The sequence below is a fragment of the Gammaproteobacteria bacterium genome (assembly GCA_030949385.1).
GTDB lineage: Bacteria > Pseudomonadota > Gammaproteobacteria > JAUZRS01 > JAUZRS01 > JAUZRS01.
Genome location: JAUZSP010000006.1, coordinates 170,035 through 186,667, shown reverse-complemented (window position 1 = coordinate 186,667; position 16,633 = coordinate 170,035). Strand labels below are relative to the sequence as shown.

Sequence of the window (16,633 nt, the reverse complement as noted above, 5' to 3'; positions counted from 1 at the left end):
CGGGGCTTTTTAGCGTTTGAACGCTGAGTTACATGCCCATACCGCCCATGCCACCCATACCGCCCATGCCGCCCATGCCGCCACCCATATCACCCGCAGGTGCAGCACCTTCTTCGACCGGAGCCTCACACACCATCGCTTCGGTGGTGATCATCAGACCCGCAACTGAACCGGCGCTCTGCAAAGCAGAACGGGCCACTTTAGCGGGATCCAAAATACCCATTGCCAGCATATCGCCGTACTCGCCATTGGCTGCGTTGTAGCCGTAAGAACCTTCACCGTTCACAACGTTGTTCAATACAACGGAAGGCTCATCGCCTGCGTTAGCGACGATCTGACGCAGAGGCGCTTCCATCGCACGACGTGCCAGAGCGATACCCATATCTTGATCGTGGTTATCGCCTTTCAGATCGGCCAACACCGCACCGGCACGAATCAACGCCACACCACCACCAGGAACCACACCTTCCTCAACCGCTGCACGAGTCGCGTGCAGAGCATCATCAACGCGGTCTTTTTTCTCTTTCATTTCCACTTCGGTAGCCGCACCGATTTTAATCACCGCTACGCCGCCTGCCAATTTAGCAACCCGCTCTTGCAGTTTCTCTTTGTCGTAATCAGAGGTGGTTTCCGCCATCTGCGCACGAATTTGATCAACACGCGCTGCGATGTCGGCTTTCACACCACCGCCATCAACGATGGTGGTCTCTTCTTTAGAAATGGAGATTTTCTTAACGCGACCCAGATCATCCAGAGTCACTTTTTCCAACGACAAACCCACTTCTTCGGAGATCACTTGACCACCAGTGAGGATGGCCAGATCCTGCAACATCGCTTTACGACGATCACCAAATCCTGGTGCTTTCACCGCACAGACTTTAACGATGCCACGAATGCTGTTAACCACCAAAGTAGCCAACGCTTCACCGTCCACATCTTCAGCAATGATCAGCAACGGTTTACCCGCTTTCGCCACGCCTTCCAAGGTAGGCAGCAAATCACGAATGTTGGAGATTTTTTTGTCATACAACAAAATGTACGCGTCTTCCAAATCAGCAGTCATTTTCTCTTGATTGGTAACGAAGTAAGGTGACAAGTAACCACGGTCGAACAACATGCCTTCAACCACGTCCAGCTCATTCTGCAAAGTGGACCCCTCTTCAACGGTGATCACACCCTCATTACCCACTCGACCCATCGCTTCGGCAATGATGTCACCGATGCTGCTGTCACTGTTGGCAGAGATGGTGCCCACTTGGGCGATGGCTTTATTGTCACTGCAAGGCTCGGCAAAACGCTTGATCTCGGCCACAGAAGCCGCCACAGCTTTATCGATGCCGCGCTTCAGATCCATTGGGTTCATGCCCGCAGCAACCGCTTTCAGACCTTCACGCACGATGGCTTGAGCCAATACGGTCGCGGTAGTGGTACCGTCACCGGCCACATCAGAAGTTTGAGAAGCCACTTCCTTGACCATCTGTGCGCCCATGTTTTCGAACTTATCTTTCAGCTCGATCTCTTTAGCAACAGAAACACCGTCTTTGGTCACCGTAGGGGCACCAAAAGACTTGTCCAAAACCACGTTGCGACCTTTAGGGCCGAGGGTCACTTTTACCGCATTAGCCAGAATATCAACACCTTTTGCCATGCGGCTGCGGGCATCATCACCAAAACGAACTTCTTTTGCGCTCATCTTTAAAATCCTCTATAAACTTTTTAGCGAAATTGAATAAAAAACAAAGGCTTAGCCTTCGATTACAGCGACCAGATCGTCTTCACGCATCACCAGCAACTCTTCGCCATCCAGCTTGATTTCGATGCCTGCGAATTTGCCAAACAGCACCATGTCACCGACTTTGACATCCAAAGGACGCACATCACCTTTGTCGTTTACTTTGCCGTTGCCCACTGCGACAATTTTGCCACGCACGGGTTTTTCGGTTGCGGAATCAGGGATCACGATGCCGCCTGCACTCATACGCTCTTCTTCCATACGCTTGATGACCACACGGTCATGTAATGGACGAATGTTCATTGAGGAACTCTCCTAAAAATAAGTTATTGAAAATAGGCTGAAAACAGCGCTCGTTAGCACTCAACCCAAGTGAGTGAGCTAATGATAGGGACGGCTTTTGAGAATTCAAGAGCCAAACAGAGAAGAAAGGGGGATATTTTTGCAGAATCAATCGTCGCGGCGGAACTCACCCTCAATGGTGTTGTTTTGCTGGGAACGCGAAGCAGAGTGTCCGCCACCCATGTTCATGTCACTGAATTGAACGCGTTTCACAATGAAGTGAAACATCAACGCCCGCAGCGGCGGCATCAGACAAGCAAAACCCAAGGCATCGGTGAAAAAGCCAGGGGTGAGCAAAAACGCCCCACCCACCAGCAAGAACAGACCATCCACCATCTCACGGGCAGGCAAAGATCCTTGTTGCAGCGCCGTTTGTGCCCTCGCCAAGGCCGACATCCCCTGAGAGCGCAACATCGCACCGCCCAAAATGGCGGTAAACAGCACCAAAAAGATTGTCCACGGCGCACCGATGATGCCACCCACCTGAATCAGCAGATAGATTTCCAGCACCGGCACAACGATAAAAATCAGGGTTAAGATGGCGAGCGGCTTCATTACTTTTTATTCCTTGTTAGGCTTGATGGCGTTCATCATACGGCAAGGTGACTTTTAATGCCCCGTATTCAACGCATCCAAATTCAAAGCCCAGCCGCCCAAAAAGCACAACAGCGCCAACACCGAGCCACCCAAAATAAGATAAAAGGGCAGCAAACCACGGCTGTCATCCGCCAAAATCAAACGCATGGATTTAGCCAACACCACCATCTGCACCAGCAACGCCAGCGCCGGAATCCACCATAAATAAGCCTGCTCTTCGGGCAGTGCTTTTCCCGCAATCGGGGTCAACATCAAAAACACCATGCTGTAAAACAGCACCGCACCCACAGCAGGCACCGACAGCAACCAAAACACCACCCGCACCCACGTTTCTGTCTTCTCAAACTCAACTTGCTTGCTCATCACACACCCCCTTTAAGAAAAAATACCCGCACCCTAAAGCCCTGCCTGTGGATAGGCAAGTGCCGTGATGTACAATAGCGCCCACGAACTTGCTGGCCTGCTTTCGGTCTTTAAAGAATCTTCAACCTCAAACACACCCAAATTATTATGATCAAAACCATTACCGCTCTTCTGCTCACCCTGTTGTTCAGCGTGAGCCAAACCCCACTGGCCAATGCCAGCGACTCGGCTCAAGAGGCCGTTCAACAGCTCTCCCAATTCTCACAACAACTGGGCAGCAACCGCTCTCAAGATGAGATCTTGATGCCCGACCAAGCCTTTATACCCAGCGCCAGCCTGAATGAACAGGGCGAAATCGAGGTCAATGTCAAGATCGCCGAAGGCCACTACCTCTATCAAAAACGCTTTAAATTCAGCCTTGCCAACGCCGAGGCTCTCAGCCTAGGCACACCTCGGTTTGCCCCCTCCGAGAGCAAACTTGACCCCTTCTCCGGTGAGGTACAGGTCTATCATGACAACGCCAACATCGTCCTGCCCATCGTTGGTGACAGCAGCAACAGAGAGGTCGAGCTGAAACTGCGCTACCAAGGCTGCTCAGAGATCACCGGCATCTGCTACCCACCGCAGGACAAAGTCATCCCGCTGCAACTCAGCGCCAACGGCAGCACAACCACCGCCCTCAGCACAGAGAGCAACAGCCCCCCTTTAAGCGAACAAGATCAAATCGCCAAAACCCTCAGCGGCAGCGGTTTTTGGACAACGATTTTGGCTTTTTTTGCCGCCGGTCTGCTGCTGGCACTGACCCCTTGCGTCTTCCCCATGATCCCGATCCTCTCCAGCATCATCGTCGGCCAAGGAGAAAAAGTCACCACCCGCCACGCCTTCACCCTTTCGCTGGTCTATGTGTTGGCCATGGCCGCCACCTACACCGTGCTCGGCGTGGCGGTGGGGCTTTCTGGGGTCGGCATCCAAGCGTGGTTCCAGAACCCGTGGATCTTGAGCCTGTTTGCGGCGCTCTTTGTGGCGCTCTCCTTCTCCATGTTTGGCTTCTACGAACTGCAAATGCCGAATCGCATCCAGAGCAAATTGACCGCCTTTAGCAACAAACAGCACGGCGGCAACTACCTTGGGGTGGCCATTATGGGCTTTCTCTCCGCCCTGATCGTCGGCCCTTGTGTCACCGCCCCTTTAGTCGGCGCGCTGATCTACATCGCCGACAGCGGCGATGCCCTGCTTGGCGGAGTGGCTCTGTTTGCGCTCGGCATGGGCATGGGCGCACCGCTGATCGCCATCGGCACCTCCGCAGGCAAACTGCTGCCCCGCGCAGGCGGCTGGATGGATGCGGTCAAGGCGGTCTTTGGCGTGATGATCCTCGGCATGGCCATCTGGATGCTGGAACGCATTCTGCCACTGGCCATCACCATGCTGCTCTGGGCGCTGCTGCTGATCAGCTCCGCCATCTACATGGGCGCGCTGGAGCCACTGAAAGAAAACATCTCCGGCTGGGTCAAACTCTGGAAAGGTTTCGGTCTGGCGCTGCTGCTCTACGGCGTGATGCTGATGATCGGCGCAGCAGCCGGTGGCACCAGCCTGCTTACACCCCTGAAAGGCTTGGCGGGCGCTCCAGTCATGATGAGCAATGGCAGCACCGTCAACGGTCAGCTCAACTTTCGTAACATCAAAGGCATCGACGGTTTGGAACAAGCCTTGGCGCTGGCGAAAAACAACGGCCAGACGGTGATGCTCGACTTCACCGCCGACTGGTGCATCTCCTGTAAAGAGATGGAAAGTTTCACCTTCAGTGATGCCACGGTGCAGAGCGCGTTAAAAAACAGTCTGCTGCTAAAAGCCGATGTCACCGACAACGACGCACAAGACCAAGCTTTGCTGAAACACTTCGGCCTCTTCGGCCCACCGGCCATTCTGTTTTTTGATAAAAACAGCCTAGAGCAGAAACATTACCGCGTAGTCGGTTTTATGAACGCCGAGAACTTTGCCGCCCACACTCAAACAGCACTCAAACCATGAAAACACTCAACGATTTAAATTGGCACAACGGCTTCGCTCAATTGGGCGATGACTTTTACGCCAAGCAAAACCCCACTCCGGTGAGCAACCCCTATCTGATCAGCGTCAGCCCTGCCGCTGCGGATTTGATCGACCTTGATCTTGCCAGCACCACCAGTTCTGACTTTATCGAAACCGTCAGCGGCAACCGCATCCCTCCCGAAGCTCAGCCCTTGGCGCAAATCTACGCCGGACATCAATTTGGCCATTTTGTGCCACAACTCGGTGATGGCCGCGCCATTTTACTCGGTGACGTAGAGGGCAAACATGGCCGCTGGGAACTGCAACTGAAAGGCGCAGGCCCGACCCCCTTCTCTCGCAACGCCGATGGCCGCGCCGTGCTGCGCTCCAGCATCCGCGAGTACCTTTGCAGCGAAGCGATGGCCGCACTGGGCATCGCCACCACCCGCGCTTTGGCCATCACCGGCACCCCCGATGAGGTCTATCGTGAGCAGATCGAAAGCGGTTCCACGGTGATGCGCATGGCCCCCACCTTTATCCGTTTTGGTACCTTTGAGCTGTTTTATTATCGTGGTCAATACGATCAGGTACAGCAACTGGCCGATTACCTCATCGAACAGCACTACCCCGAACTGCAACAAGAAGACGAGCCTTATCTGGCGCTGCTGAAAGTGGTCAGCCAACGCAGCGCCAAAATGATCGCTCAGTGGCAGTTGGTCGGTTTTGCTCACGGGGTGATGAACAGCGACAACATGTCTGTTTTAGGGCTGACCATCGACTACGGCCCGTTTGGATTTCTGGATCAGTACGACCCGCATTTTATCTGCAACCACTCCGACCACAGTGGGCGTTACGCCTTCGATCAACAGCCGCAAATCGGCCTCTGGAACGTGAGCTGTTTTGCCCAAACCCTGCTGCCGTTGCTGGATGAAGACCCCGAAACAGCGGCAGAAAAAGCGCAAAAAGTACTGCAACAGCACCAAGGCCACCACCTCACGTTTTATCATCAAGGACTGCGGCAAAAACTCGGCCTGCAAACCGAGCAAAAAGAAGACATCGAATTAGCGCAGGCGTTATTGGGCTTAATGCAGTTACAAGGTGCCGATTACACGTTGGTCTTTCGTCATTTAAGCCAGATTAAAGTGGCTGATAAAAGCGGCGATGAAGGTTGGTTAACGCAGTTTAAAGAAGCGGAAAAATTACAGCCGTGGTTGGAGAGTTATCGCGCACGTTTGCACGCCGAAGAGAGCAAAGATGACGAACGCCAACAGCAGATGAATAAAATAAACCCGAAATACATTTTACGCAATTATTTAGCGCAAAATGCCATCGCCAAAGCAGAGCAAAAAGATTTCTCTGAGGTGGAAAACCTGCTCAAGCTGCTGCAACAGCCGTTTGATGAGCAGCCCGAGATGGAAGCCTACGCCGCCAAACCACCGGAATGGGCAGCGGAAATCAGCGTCAGTTGTTCTTCGTAGACTCCGATCCGTAGGGCGCAATAACCGCAGGGCATTGCGCCATCACGCCAAACAGGTGCAATGCCCGTTGGTTATTGCACCCTACAAACACACCCCATAACAACGTAGGGCGCAATAACTGCAAGGCATTGCGCCATTATTCCTAAACATTTGACTATTAACATGCCCAACTATCGCCGTCTTTGGCATTCTGGAGGCACCTATTTTTTCACCGTTAATTTATTGCACAGACGCAATAACAACTTACTCATCCAACACATCGCTTCGTTACGAGCGGTGGTTCAATCGGTCAAAAAACGCCATCCTTTTTTAATTCACAGCTGGGTCGTTTTACCAGAACACATGCACTGTATTATTGAGCTTCCACCTGATGATGCAGATTTTTCTCTGCGTTGGCGATTGATAAAAATGGAATTTTCCAAGCAACTGCCCGCTACAGAACAACGCTCGGATGTCAGAATAAGACGAGGAGAGCGTGGCGTATGGCAACGCCGTTTTTGGGAGCACTTAATTCGAGATGAAAATGACTACCAAGCCCACATGGATTACGTTCACTTTAATCCGGTAAAACACGGTTGGGTAAAACAGGTTTCTGATTGACCCTATTCAACGTTTCACAAATATGTGAAAGAGGGGATTTACCCAGAAGATTGGGCGGGAGAGTGTGAAATAAAATTGGGTTACGATGATTAAATTAAATCGAAGTTATGCTGTTTTTTTATCAACGGCGCATCGAAGTTATGCCATTTTTTTATCAACGGCGCAATGCCCTTTGGTTATTGCGCCCTACGCAGAACACCATTGTAGGGTGTAATAACCGAAGGGCATTACACCTTTAAAACAACGCAACGCAACGCAACGCAACGCAACGCAAAATACCATTGTGGGGTGTAATAACCGAAGGGCATTACACCTTTAAAACAACAAAACAAACCTAAGCCACAACCGCCTCATAACCCTCTTCAACCACCGCCGCAATCAAAACATCAACCGCCGCAGAACCGTCCACCGTGGCCGAATTAGTCTCCAGATCCACCGTCACACTCTCAACACCCGCAACGGCCAACAAGGCTTTTTCCACTGCCGCAGTGCAGTGACCACAGCTCATACCGGTAATATTCAAGATCATCATAATTTTAATTTCTTCCGTTTAACAGAGCACCAAGCCCCAAGTTAACAGCACCAGCAACAGCGCCAGCAGCACCGCCGCCGAACCCATGTCTTTGGCCATACCCGACAGCTCATGCCACTCATCACCAAAACGATCCACCACCGCCTCGATGGCCGAGTTTAACAACTCGACGATCAAAACGATCAGCAAGGATCCCAGCAGCAGCGCCTTTTCAACACCGCCCTCACCAAACCACAACGCTAAAGGTGCCAACACCAAAACCAACCACAGTTCTTGGCGAAAGGCCGCCTCACCACGGTAGGCGGCTTTTAGACCCAGCCACGAATAACGCCCCGCATTGAGGATGCGTTTCAGACCGGTGTTGCCGGTTTTAGCCACTACTCGTCGGCTTTGGCAGGCGTGTAGGCCAAGTTCAATTCCCGCGCCGCTTTGACATCATCCAGACGACGCACGGGCAAGGTGTAAGGCGCGCCTTTCACCAAGTCGGCGTTCTCTTCCGCTTCCGCTTGAATGGTTTTCATCACCTCGATAAACCCGTCTAACTCCGCTTGGGTTTCCGTCTCCGTCGGTTCGATCAACAAACATTCAGGAATCAGCAAGGGGAAATAGGTGGTCGGTGCATGGTAGCCGTAATCCAACAGACGTTTGGCAAAATCCATCGCATTGACACCCAACTCTTTGGCCTGTCGTTTCAAGGTGACGATAAACTCATGGGTGGCGCGCCGATCTTTGTAAGCCAGATCAAAACCCGCCTCCGCCAAACGCACCATCATGTAGTTGGCGTTCAAGGTGGCATACTCTGCCACCCGTGGCATTCCCTCTCGTCCCAACATGCGCGCATACACATACGCCCGAATCAACACCCCTGCGTTACCGGCAAAGGCCGATAAGCGCCCGATGGAGTCAGGGCAATCCTTTTCCAACAACCACTTATAACCGTCTGCCGCTTTGGCCACCATCGGCACCGGCAGGTAGGGAATCAGACGTTCGCTCACGCCCACCGGCCCCGCTCCTGACCACCGCCACCGTGCGGGGTGGAGAAGGTTTTATGCAGGTTCATGTGAATCACATCAAAACCCATATCACCCGGACGCACCTTGCCCAAAATGGCGTTCAGATTAGCACCGTCGTAATAGAGCAGACCCCCCGCGTCATGCACAGTTTTGGCAATCGCTTCAATCTGGCGATCAAACACCCCCACCGTCGAAGGGTTGGTGAGCATGATGCCCGCCGTCTGGGGGCCCACCACCGCTTTCAGCGCCTCCACATCCACATCGCCACTCGGGCCGGTGGGGATTTCCCGCACCTTGTAGCCACACATCACCGCCGAGGCGGGGTTGGTGCCGTGGGCTGCATCGGGGACTAAAATTTCACAACGTTCGCTGTCACCACGGGCATCGTGGTAGGCGCGAATCATCGCCACCCCCGCAAATTCGCCCTGCGCGCCTGCGGCAGGCGACAGAGAGACCTCTTTCATCCCCGTTACTTCTTTGAGCATCTCTTGTAAATCGTACATACAGGCCATAAACCCTTGGCTGTGACTCACGGGAGCCAAGGGGTGACGCGCCACCATGCCAGGCAGCATGGCCAAGGTGTTGCTGGCGCGTGGGTTGTACTTCATCGTGCACGAACCCAGCGGATAGAACTGGGTGTCAATGGAAAAATTTTTCTGCGACAGCGCGGTGTAGTGACGCACCACCTGCATCTCCGAAACCTCGGGCAGAGCGGGCGGGGTGCGGCGCAGCAGTTCTGCTGGAATGCCCTCCACCTCGACGGACGTGGCGGGCATCTGTGCTGACGCACGACGAGTGGGTTTGGATCTTTCGTGAATTAACATCATCGTACCTCGATTAAAATTTAGGCTGCACAGGACATTGACCGCTGCCACGCAGAGTCAAAACACGCTCGACTTTCTGCACATAAGCATCAAAGTCCGCTTGCGTGTGTACTTCGGTGGAACAGATCAACAGCGCGTTGCCCAGTTCAGGGTACTCCTCGCTCAGATCATAACCGCCAAGGACGTTGTGCGCCGCCAGTGCGGTTAACATTTCACTCACCGGCACCTCGTCAAAAGTGATGACCGTTTCATGGAAGTGGCTGCCCGTAAAACGAGACGCAACCCCCTGCAACGCGGTCAATTGCTGCGCCAAACTGTGGGTGTTACGGTGGCTGCTGCGCGCCACGCGACTCAAGCCTTCTGGCCCCAACAGCGCCATGTGAATGGTCGCAGCGGTCACCATCAAACCTTGGTTGGTGCAGATGTTTGAGGTCGCTTTGGAACGGCGAATGTGCTGTTCTCGCGCCTGCAAAGTCAAAGCAAAACCGCGCTTGCCCTCCAGATCGACGGTCTGACCGACAATGCGTCCGGGCATCTGCCGCACCAAGTTTTTATTGCAGCACATAAACCCAAAATAAGGGCCACCGGAAGCCAGCGGTACACCCAAAGGCTGGCCTTCACCGATGACAATGTCCGCGCCTTTAGCCCCCCACTCGCCAGGTGGCTTGAGCAGCGCCAAGCTGATGGGGTTCACCACCGCGATGAGCAAAGCGCCGTTGGCGTGAGCCCAATCGGTGATCGCATCCACCTCTTCCAAGGAGCCAAAGAAGTTGGGCTGCTGAATCACCACGGCGGTGATGTCTTCACCGGCATGAGCTTCCAGTGCGCTCATATCAACCGTGCCTTGCTCCAAAACAAAGGGCAGCTCTTGCAAACAAACCTTCTGATTATTGACGATGTTGTGCGTCACTTTGCGGTAACTGGGGTTAACCGTGCGCGGCAGCAAAATGGTTTTCGATTTGCTTTTGCGATTGGCGCGCACCGCCATCAAAACCGCTTCCGCCAGCGCCGAAGCACCGTCGTAAAGCGAGGCATTGGAGACCTCCATCCCCGTCAACGCGGTCATCATGGATTGGAACTCGTAAACCAACTGCAAGGTGCCTTGGCTCGCCTCCGCTTGGTACGGTGTGTAGGCACTGTAATACTCCCCACGGGAGACGATCTGCCAGACCGCAGCGGGAATGTGATGGCCGTACGCACCGGCACCGATAAAACAGAGCGCCTCGCCGTCTTGGGCGGCGCGCTGTTTCATCAGCCGGGAGATCTCCATCTCCATCATCGCGGATGGAACCTTGTCCAGCTCGCCAATGCGCAAATTAGCAGGCACTTCATCAAACAGATCTTCAATGCTGTTCACCCCAATGGTGGTCAGCATGGCTTGAACTTCATCGGGGGTGTGGGGAATAAATGGCATAACTTTTATCCAATCTAATAAAAAAGCGCCCCGACAAAGCGGGACGCCAATACAACAGATAACTCAGAGAAACCTCAGTTCATCGGTTGACTTAGGGTGAACGCACCACGAATGTCACCCAATTTGTAACCGCGAGCTTGATCCTCTGAATACAAGGTATTGAGGCGCATGATCACAGCCACATCGAGTTTTTCTCCGTGACACTGCAAACAGATCGGACCGGTTGGGATCGCTTTCATATAACGAAATTGCTTCTCACCATAACGGTCTACGACTTCATAAAAGTCCATTTTCTTTACATTTTCACCGGCTTTTTTGCGCTGTTCAAATTTGAGCAGCACCGCTTTTTCCCAAGCGTCCGGGTCGTTCATGTGATTACGCACCTTCAAACTGGTACGACCCACATCCCAATTGGACGTGGCACTGGAATTAATCGCAATATGAGTTGCGCGCAGATTACAGACCTTAATCGCCTTAGTCGGCCCACCGGCTTTCATCCCCGCTTTCATCTCACCTTTAAGGGTGGTAGCAAACTCTTTAATCACTTTCCGTGCATCTGCGGCGCGCTTCTCCAAATCTTCAGCATAAAGAGGCGTACTCAGCATCAGAGCGGCAACTGACAATAACAATCCTTTTTTCAACATATTGAGATCCTTTAAGTACTTTTTCAATGAAAACCAGAGCCATTATGCCCTTGATTTTCAAATCAGGTACAGTAAATCAGGCTACTCGTCTTCTTCCAACAAGGCTTCGTATTGCTCAACGGTCAGTAAATTATCCCACTCAGCACCGTCGCTTTTAATCGTGAAAATCCAACCGGCCTGATAGGCATCGTCATTAATCGCTTCGGGGGTGTCGGCCAATTCACCGTTGGCCGAGGCCACGATACCGCTGATGGGCATGTAGATGTCAGAGGCGGCTTTCACCGACTCCACCACCGCACAACCGTCACCGGCTTCAATCTCAGCGTCTTCTTCTGGGGTCTCGACAAAAACGATGTCACCCAATAACTCTTGGGCGTGGTCGGTGATGCCGACGGTAAAGGTACCGTCTTCGTTGTTGCGTACCCACTCGTGGCTTTGGGTGTATCTCAATTCTGTTGGCAGATCGCTCATGAATATCTCCTCGTTTATTTGCTTTAGATTATAAATCATTCTGTGAAGGCTGACCTATGTGACCGTAGGGGCTGACCTATGTGTCAGCCCTCAAACCCCGCATACAATTCAGGGCGCACACACAGGTGCGCCCCTACGTCTATTTTTAAAAAACGCTTAATTACAGGCTTTGCCGTCGCGCACAAAGGGGTATTTCACCACCTCTGCGGCAACCCATTTACCCCGAATTTCCACCTCGCAAGTTGCACCGATGTTGGCTGGAACCCGCGCCATCGCAATGGCGTAACCCAGCGTAGGCGAAAAGGTACCGCTGGTGGTTTCACCTTCACCGCCATCGGCCAGCTTCACTTTTTGATGCGAGCGCAACACACCGCGCCCACTCAATTTCAGCCCCACCAGCTTACTCGGCACACCCTCGGCTTTTTGGCTTACCAACACCGCTTTGCCGATAAAATCACGTTCGTCGTCCAGCACCACCGTCCACCCCAGCCCCGCCACCAGCGGCGTGGTGCTTTCGTCCATGTCGTTGCCGTAAAGGTTCATGCCCGCTTCCAAACGCAAGGTGTCCCGTGCGCCGAGACCAATCGGTTTTACTCCGGCGTTAGCCAACGCCGACCAAAACTCCGCCGCCTGCTCTGCGGGCAACACCACCTCGAAACCGTCTTCGCCGGTGTAGCCGGTGCGCGCCACAAACCAACCCTCGCAGTCGGTGGCAAAAAAACGTTTCAGTTCCGCAGAGGCGCTGGCCACTGCGGGGGGCATCACCGACAACGCCCGATCCCGCGCGTTGGGGCCTTGCACCGCGATCATGGCCAGCTCGTCGCGTTCCGTGACACTCACGCCAAAGGCAGCGGCTTGTGTGTTGATCCACGCGAGATCTTTTTCGCGGGTACCGGCGTTCACCACCATGCGGAACCAGCGGTCGTCCATGTAGTAGACGATCAGATCGTCAATCACGCCACCGGCTTCGTTCAACATGCAGCTGTAGAGCGCCTTGCCCGAAGTTTTCAGCCGTGCCACATCGTTAGCGAGCAGGTTACGCAAAAAGGCAATCACCTGTTCGCCTTCGAGATCCACCACCACCATGTGGGAGACGTCAAACATACCCGCATCGCTGCGTACTTGATGATGTTCTTGGACTTGCGAGCCGTAATGAATCGGCATATCCCAACCTGCAAAATCGACGATCTTGCCACCGTGGGCTTCATGGAGGGCGTACAACGGGGTGCGTGCGTTCATCTGTGTGGCTCCGTAATGAAAAAAGGGACGCGGTTGCAATAATGCAACGGTCGCCCCTCTGTCCTGTTACCTGAGAGATACCGGTTCCAACGGAACCATTCCCCTTCGGCGGGCGCTAAAGCCACTCTCCAGAGCCAACTCTCTACTGCGGTCCGTTTGCCTGAGCGTTTCCGGACGGGTTGCGCCTTCGGCTTCCCTTGGTGGGAATCTCCCGCAGTAGATCATGCGTTGAGGCGCGTACTATAAACCAGATGATTGAAAAGGCCAAGTGTGCGCTTAGGTTGGATTTTGCCATTTGTTTTAACGGGAAAATTCATCTACTTTCGTTTTTCTGCTTTGCTGTACACCAAACCTCGGTCTCTTTTACCCACAGCAATGACATAAACGATGACTTCACTGTCGTTTACTTCATACACCAAACGATACCCCACTGAGCGTAATTTGATTTTATACACGTTTGTAAAGCCATGCAGTTGGCTTGCTAGGTTGTGTGGATTTTTTACCCTCTCTTCAAGCTTTTTTTTGAATTGCTTACGTATCGGAGGAGCCAGCTTTTTCCACTCTTTCAAAGCACTCGGCAAAAACTTGATGTTATAAATCATCAAGATCAATTTCTATTGCCTGTGATTTTTCACCGGCTCGATCCCTCACAATTTGCGCCAGCTCAACGTCTTCCAACTTATCCATTAACCACTCATAGGTTTCTGCTGGTATGAGATAGGCTGCTGGAACATTGTGATTGAGTATCGCAATAGGCGCACCTTCAGCTTCATTCAGCAGTGCCGTGGGATTTTTCTTTAATTCTGAAATACTTGCGGAGCAACTGGAGAGTATTTGCCTCATAATAACACCTCAATAAGATCCATATTAGGCGCTAAATATAGCATCTAATATGGATCTTATATGGATCTAATTCAAGTCTGAGCAACAATTTTGGAATTAGCTCCTAATCTTTGGCCAGATTTACTTGATCACTACAGTCTGGCGGAGAGGTGTATTTTTTGCTCGTCATTCCCGCAAAGGCGGGAATCCATAGGGTCTGTCATAGATTCATGTGGATTCAACTGCGCGACAACTCCGGCAAATCGCCCTCCAACCCCATCGCATGACGCATCAACTGCGACTTCAACGGCGAGACACGATCCGCAAACGAAAGCGCAAAATTACGCAACTGCACCAGCGGCAGATGATCGTTACCAAACAACCCATAAAAACCGTCCATCGAATGCATCATCAGACTGTTATTACCGCGCCGCCAACGCTCGTAACGCCGCAACACCCGCAGTTGCCCAAGGTCGCCTTTCGACTCCAGTAGACTCTCCGTCAAGGCCGACGCATCCAACAGACCGATGTTCACCCCCTGCCCCGCCAGCGGATGGATGGTGTGCGCCGCATCGCCCACCAAGGCCAAACGCGGTTTAACGTACTGCTCGGCATGACGACGCAGCAGCGGAAACGCCGCCCGCTCACTGACCGCCGTCACCGCTCCCAAACGCCGATCAAACGCCTGCGCCAATTCAAGCCGAAAATCCTCATCAGAGAGCGCCATCATCTGCTCCGCCACCGCATCGTCACAAGACCAGACAAGGGAACAGCGCCCATCGGCAAGGGGCAAAAAGGCCAATGGGCCGCTGGGCAAAAAACGCTGCCACGCCGTGCGCTGATGGGGCTTTTCCGTCGCCACATGACAGACGATGCCCTTTTGATCATACGCCCGGCTCTGCACCTCAATGCCCGCCAACGCACGCACCCGTGAATGCGCCCCATCCGCACCCACCAGCACCTCTGCGCTCAACTCGGTGCCGTCCGCCAAGCTCACCGTCACCTGATCCGGCTCAAAGGCCAGTTCACTCAAAGCCGCCTCGATCACCGTCACCGACGCCAGTTGTGCCAACCGCTGCAACAACGCCCACTGCACCAAGCGATTCTCGATGATGTGCCCCAAATACGGCTCCCCCATCTCAGCGCTGTCAAAATGAATCTCACCGGAGCCGGTGGCATCCCAAACCGTCATGTTTTCAAAGGGGCTGATGCGCTGCGCCGCCAGCGTCTGCCATACCCCGAGCCGCTCAAACAGCGCTTGCGAAGCACGGTTAATGGCCGAGACGCGCAGATCCGGCTCGGCATCAAGATCAAACGAGACGGGCAAATGAGGCTCCAGCAGCGCCACCCGTTTGCCACCCAAACCCAAAGCACAGGCCAACGCCGCACCCACCATGCCCGCCCCCACCACAATCACATCAAACCGTGTTTGTTTCATTTTTTAGCCTCTAACATCAGTGAGTAACGCCCCAAACCCATACTGCTGCCCTTGCCGGTGTGCATCTGCTGTCCGAGCCAAAGGTAAGGCCACAGCGGAGCCAGTTGAGAGGTTTTAATGCAAAAAGAACCCACAATACCGCCCATAGGAATCACATTTTTCTGCCGACTGGAATAACGCCGCCATTCGTGCCAGCGCAGATCCGCTTCCAACAACGTTACCGAGTGCGCCAACGCCGCCAACTGAACCACATCACCCCGCAAAGGCGCGTCGCTGTGAAAATAACGCAGCAATGAAAAGCGTCTTAATAAGCTGGAGAAAAACTGTCGAAAGAGGAACCCCTCAGGGCGCACATTTTTACCCTTCGAGCGCAAACGTAAGGGCGTATGCAAGGTGATCGTTACTGCATCGGGCAACGCCGGAACATCACGCTCAAACAGGGGTTGGGATCGCACCGATTCGCCCTTTTTGTAGATGATTTGATGGCTGCCATCGGCGCTCTTCTGCGCCACCGTGTGCAGCTCAAAACGCCCATGATCTCGGCCAATGCCCCGCTCACCGGCCTTATTCAAGGCATAAATCACATAGTCCAAATGGCGATTAGCCCGGCCAAACAGGGTCAAACCCAACGCATACGTCTCCCCCACCTGAAGCACTTTTGCGTCGCTTGGCACCAAAATATAGGGGTGAGGTGCGGCAGAGCCGTTGGCCATTTTTTCACTGCCCAGCGGCGGTGGGGTTTCAAACAAATAGCTGTAAACACAGCCGCGATAGAGCTGACAGCTCGAACAGGTTTTCTGTTTGGTCACGCAGGCCAGATCTTTCAAGGCATGGCCAAACACCCCGCGCCACGCGGAGCCGCTGTAATCAGGCAAACAAATAGGCTCCAATGCCCGTAAGGTAAAACGATACTGAGCCAGCGGCACGGCGGGTGAGGTCATGGGGTTCTCCAAGTTCAAAGGCGCTGTGCAGTCTATGCCAATCACTCAGTATTTAGAAGATTAATCACTCAGAAGGCACAAAAAAAGCCTCGCTAAGAGGCTTTATAACTCAATGTCAAAACACGCCCTTCAAGACTGCGTAGAGCGCCCTGCGT

At 53.3% G+C, this 16,633-nt stretch carries 16 protein-coding genes, 2 pseudogenes and 1 riboswitch; of the genes and pseudogenes, 3 read left to right on the top strand and 15 right to left on the bottom strand.

Translation table 11 applies throughout. The annotated features are described in order from the left end of the window. Positions 1 to 28 precede the first annotated feature (28 nt). The 4 genes from groL to Q9O24_08255 form a co-directional block, all read right to left on the bottom strand. Entirely contained in the window at positions 29 to 1,693 is a 1,665-nt protein-coding gene (gene groL / locus Q9O24_08270; GenBank protein MDQ7075128.1) for a chaperonin GroEL, read from the bottom strand. 51 nt (positions 1,694 to 1,744) lie between these two features. Then, positions 1,745 to 2,035 carry a co-chaperone GroES gene (gene groES, locus Q9O24_08265; GenBank protein ID MDQ7075127.1) on the bottom strand — a complete coding sequence of 97 codons (291 nt, stop codon included), beginning with the start codon at positions 2,033 to 2,035 and terminating at the stop codon, positions 1,745 to 1,747. A gap of 147 nt (positions 2,036 to 2,182) precedes the next feature. Beyond that, complete coding sequence (locus Q9O24_08260) at positions 2,183 to 2,629, bottom strand: FxsA family protein (GenBank protein ID MDQ7075126.1); 447 nt, start codon at positions 2,627 to 2,629, stop codon at positions 2,183 to 2,185. Between the two features lie 54 nt (positions 2,630 to 2,683). Then, a complete protein-coding gene (locus tag Q9O24_08255; protein MDQ7075125.1) occupies positions 2,684 to 3,034 on the bottom strand; it encodes a hypothetical protein in 351 nt (116 codons plus the stop codon). A gap of 147 nt (positions 3,035 to 3,181) precedes the next feature. On the opposite strand from Q9O24_08255, the gene Q9O24_08250 reads away from it, so the two are divergent. From Q9O24_08250 to Q9O24_08240, 3 genes and pseudogenes are all read left to right on the top strand, one after another. Further along, positions 3,182 to 5,062 (top strand): protein-disulfide reductase DsbD, encoded by a 1,881-nt coding sequence (locus Q9O24_08250; protein MDQ7075124.1) that lies wholly within the window; start codon positions 3,182 to 3,184, stop codon positions 5,060 to 5,062. Beyond that, positions 5,059 to 6,540 (top strand): YdiU family protein, encoded by a 1,482-nt coding sequence (locus Q9O24_08245; GenBank protein MDQ7075123.1) that lies wholly within the window; start codon positions 5,059 to 5,061, stop codon positions 6,538 to 6,540. Before Q9O24_08250 ends, Q9O24_08245 begins: the two co-directional genes overlap by 4 nt. 162 nt (positions 6,541 to 6,702) lie before the next feature. Continuing rightward, a pseudogene (locus Q9O24_08240) lies at positions 6,703 to 7,233 on the top strand (transposase). A gap of 241 nt (positions 7,234 to 7,474) precedes the next feature. On the opposite strand, the gene Q9O24_08235 reads toward Q9O24_08240, so the two are convergent. From Q9O24_08235 to cas6, 11 genes and pseudogenes are all read right to left on the bottom strand, one after another. Then, positions 7,475 to 7,675 carry a cation transporter gene (locus Q9O24_08235; protein MDQ7075122.1) on the bottom strand — a complete coding sequence of 67 codons (201 nt, stop codon included), beginning with the start codon at positions 7,673 to 7,675 and terminating at the stop codon, positions 7,475 to 7,477. 15 nt (positions 7,676 to 7,690) lie between these two features. Beyond that, the gene (locus tag Q9O24_08230; protein MDQ7075121.1) at positions 7,691 to 8,050 is read right to left on the bottom strand and encodes a diacylglycerol kinase; all 360 of its coding nucleotides are present in this window, start codon (positions 8,048 to 8,050) and stop codon (positions 7,691 to 7,693) included. Further along, positions 8,050 to 9,509: pseudogene (gene gcvPB / locus Q9O24_08225) on the bottom strand (aminomethyl-transferring glycine dehydrogenase subunit GcvPB). The gene Q9O24_08230 and the pseudogene gcvPB overlap by 1 nt, the downstream one beginning before the upstream one ends. Before the next feature lie 13 nt (positions 9,510 to 9,522). Beyond that, the gene (gene gcvPA / locus Q9O24_08220) at positions 9,523 to 10,923 is read right to left on the bottom strand and encodes an aminomethyl-transferring glycine dehydrogenase subunit GcvPA (protein MDQ7075120.1); all 1,401 of its coding nucleotides are present in this window, start codon (positions 10,921 to 10,923) and stop codon (positions 9,523 to 9,525) included. A gap of 74 nt (positions 10,924 to 10,997) precedes the next feature. Further along, positions 10,998 to 11,567: a DUF3365 domain-containing protein gene (locus Q9O24_08215; protein MDQ7075119.1), complete on the bottom strand. Its 570-nt coding sequence runs from the start codon at positions 11,565 to 11,567 to the stop codon at positions 10,998 to 11,000. An 81-nt stretch (positions 11,568 to 11,648) separates the two neighbouring features. Further along, positions 11,649 to 12,038, bottom strand: coding sequence for a glycine cleavage system protein GcvH (gene gcvH, locus Q9O24_08210; GenBank protein MDQ7075118.1), 390 nt, complete (start codon positions 12,036 to 12,038; stop codon positions 11,649 to 11,651). Between the two features lie 156 nt (positions 12,039 to 12,194). Then, a complete protein-coding gene (gcvT, locus tag Q9O24_08205) occupies positions 12,195 to 13,277 on the bottom strand; it encodes a glycine cleavage system aminomethyltransferase GcvT (GenBank protein MDQ7075117.1) in 1,083 nt (360 codons plus the stop codon). Between the two features lie 138 nt (positions 13,278 to 13,415). Then, positions 13,416 to 13,501: riboswitch (glycine riboswitch) on the bottom strand. Positions 13,502 to 13,594: 93 nt separating this feature from the next. Next, positions 13,595 to 13,879 (bottom strand): type II toxin-antitoxin system RelE/ParE family toxin, encoded by a 285-nt coding sequence (locus Q9O24_08200; protein MDQ7075116.1) that lies wholly within the window; start codon positions 13,877 to 13,879, stop codon positions 13,595 to 13,597. Beyond that, positions 13,869 to 14,120, bottom strand: a complete 252-nt coding sequence (locus Q9O24_08195) for a type II toxin-antitoxin system Phd/YefM family antitoxin (GenBank protein MDQ7075115.1) — start codon at positions 14,118 to 14,120, stop codon at positions 13,869 to 13,871. The genes Q9O24_08200 and Q9O24_08195 overlap by 11 nt, the downstream gene beginning before the upstream one ends. Positions 14,121 to 14,337: 217 nt before the next feature. Next, on the bottom strand, positions 14,338 to 15,537 hold the full coding sequence (locus tag Q9O24_08190) for a UbiH/UbiF/VisC/COQ6 family ubiquinone biosynthesis hydroxylase (protein ID MDQ7075114.1): 1,200 nt from the start codon (positions 15,535 to 15,537) through the stop codon (positions 14,338 to 14,340). Beyond that, positions 15,534 to 16,478: a CRISPR system precrRNA processing endoribonuclease RAMP protein Cas6 gene (cas6, locus tag Q9O24_08185; GenBank protein ID MDQ7075113.1), complete on the bottom strand. Its 945-nt coding sequence runs from the start codon at positions 16,476 to 16,478 to the stop codon at positions 15,534 to 15,536. Before cas6 ends, Q9O24_08190 begins: the two co-directional genes overlap by 4 nt. Positions 16,479 to 16,633 lie beyond the last annotated feature (155 nt).

What these genes read in the sequence shown, in the direction of transcription:
- Q9O24_08255 (MDQ7075125.1), bottom strand. Translation starts at nt 3,034, where the DNA reads ATGAGCAAGCAAGTTGAGTTTGAGAAGACAGAAACGTGGGTGCGGGTG.
- Q9O24_08195 (MDQ7075115.1), bottom strand. Translation starts at nt 14,120, where the DNA reads ATGAGGCAAATACTCTCCAGTTGCTCCGCAAGTATTTCAGAATTAAAG.
- gcvH (MDQ7075118.1), bottom strand. Translation starts at nt 12,038, where the DNA reads ATGAGCGATCTGCCAACAGAATTGAGATACACCCAAAGCCACGAGTGG.
- gcvT (MDQ7075117.1), bottom strand. Translation starts at nt 13,277, where the DNA reads ATGAACGCACGCACCCCGTTGTACGCCCTCCATGAAGCCCACGGTGGC.
- Q9O24_08250 (MDQ7075124.1), top strand. Translation starts at nt 3,182, where the DNA reads ATGATCAAAACCATTACCGCTCTTCTGCTCACCCTGTTGTTCAGCGTG.
- Q9O24_08260 (MDQ7075126.1), bottom strand. Translation starts at nt 2,629, where the DNA reads ATGAAGCCGCTCGCCATCTTAACCCTGATTTTTATCGTTGTGCCGGTG.
- Q9O24_08190 (MDQ7075114.1), bottom strand. Translation starts at nt 15,537, where the DNA reads ATGAAACAAACACGGTTTGATGTGATTGTGGTGGGGGCGGGCATGGTG.
- cas6 (MDQ7075113.1), bottom strand. Translation starts at nt 16,478, where the DNA reads ATGACCTCACCCGCCGTGCCGCTGGCTCAGTATCGTTTTACCTTACGG.
- groL (MDQ7075128.1), bottom strand. Translation starts at nt 1,693, where the DNA reads ATGAGCGCAAAAGAAGTTCGTTTTGGTGATGATGCCCGCAGCCGCATG.
- gcvPA (MDQ7075120.1), bottom strand. Translation starts at nt 10,923, where the DNA reads ATGCCATTTATTCCCCACACCCCCGATGAAGTTCAAGCCATGCTGACC.
- groES (MDQ7075127.1), bottom strand. Translation starts at nt 2,035, where the DNA reads ATGAACATTCGTCCATTACATGACCGTGTGGTCATCAAGCGTATGGAA.
- Q9O24_08245 (MDQ7075123.1), top strand. Translation starts at nt 5,059, where the DNA reads ATGAAAACACTCAACGATTTAAATTGGCACAACGGCTTCGCTCAATTG.
- Q9O24_08215 (MDQ7075119.1), bottom strand. Translation starts at nt 11,567, where the DNA reads ATGTTGAAAAAAGGATTGTTATTGTCAGTTGCCGCTCTGATGCTGAGT.
- Q9O24_08200 (MDQ7075116.1), bottom strand. Translation starts at nt 13,879, where the DNA reads ATGATTTATAACATCAAGTTTTTGCCGAGTGCTTTGAAAGAGTGGAAA.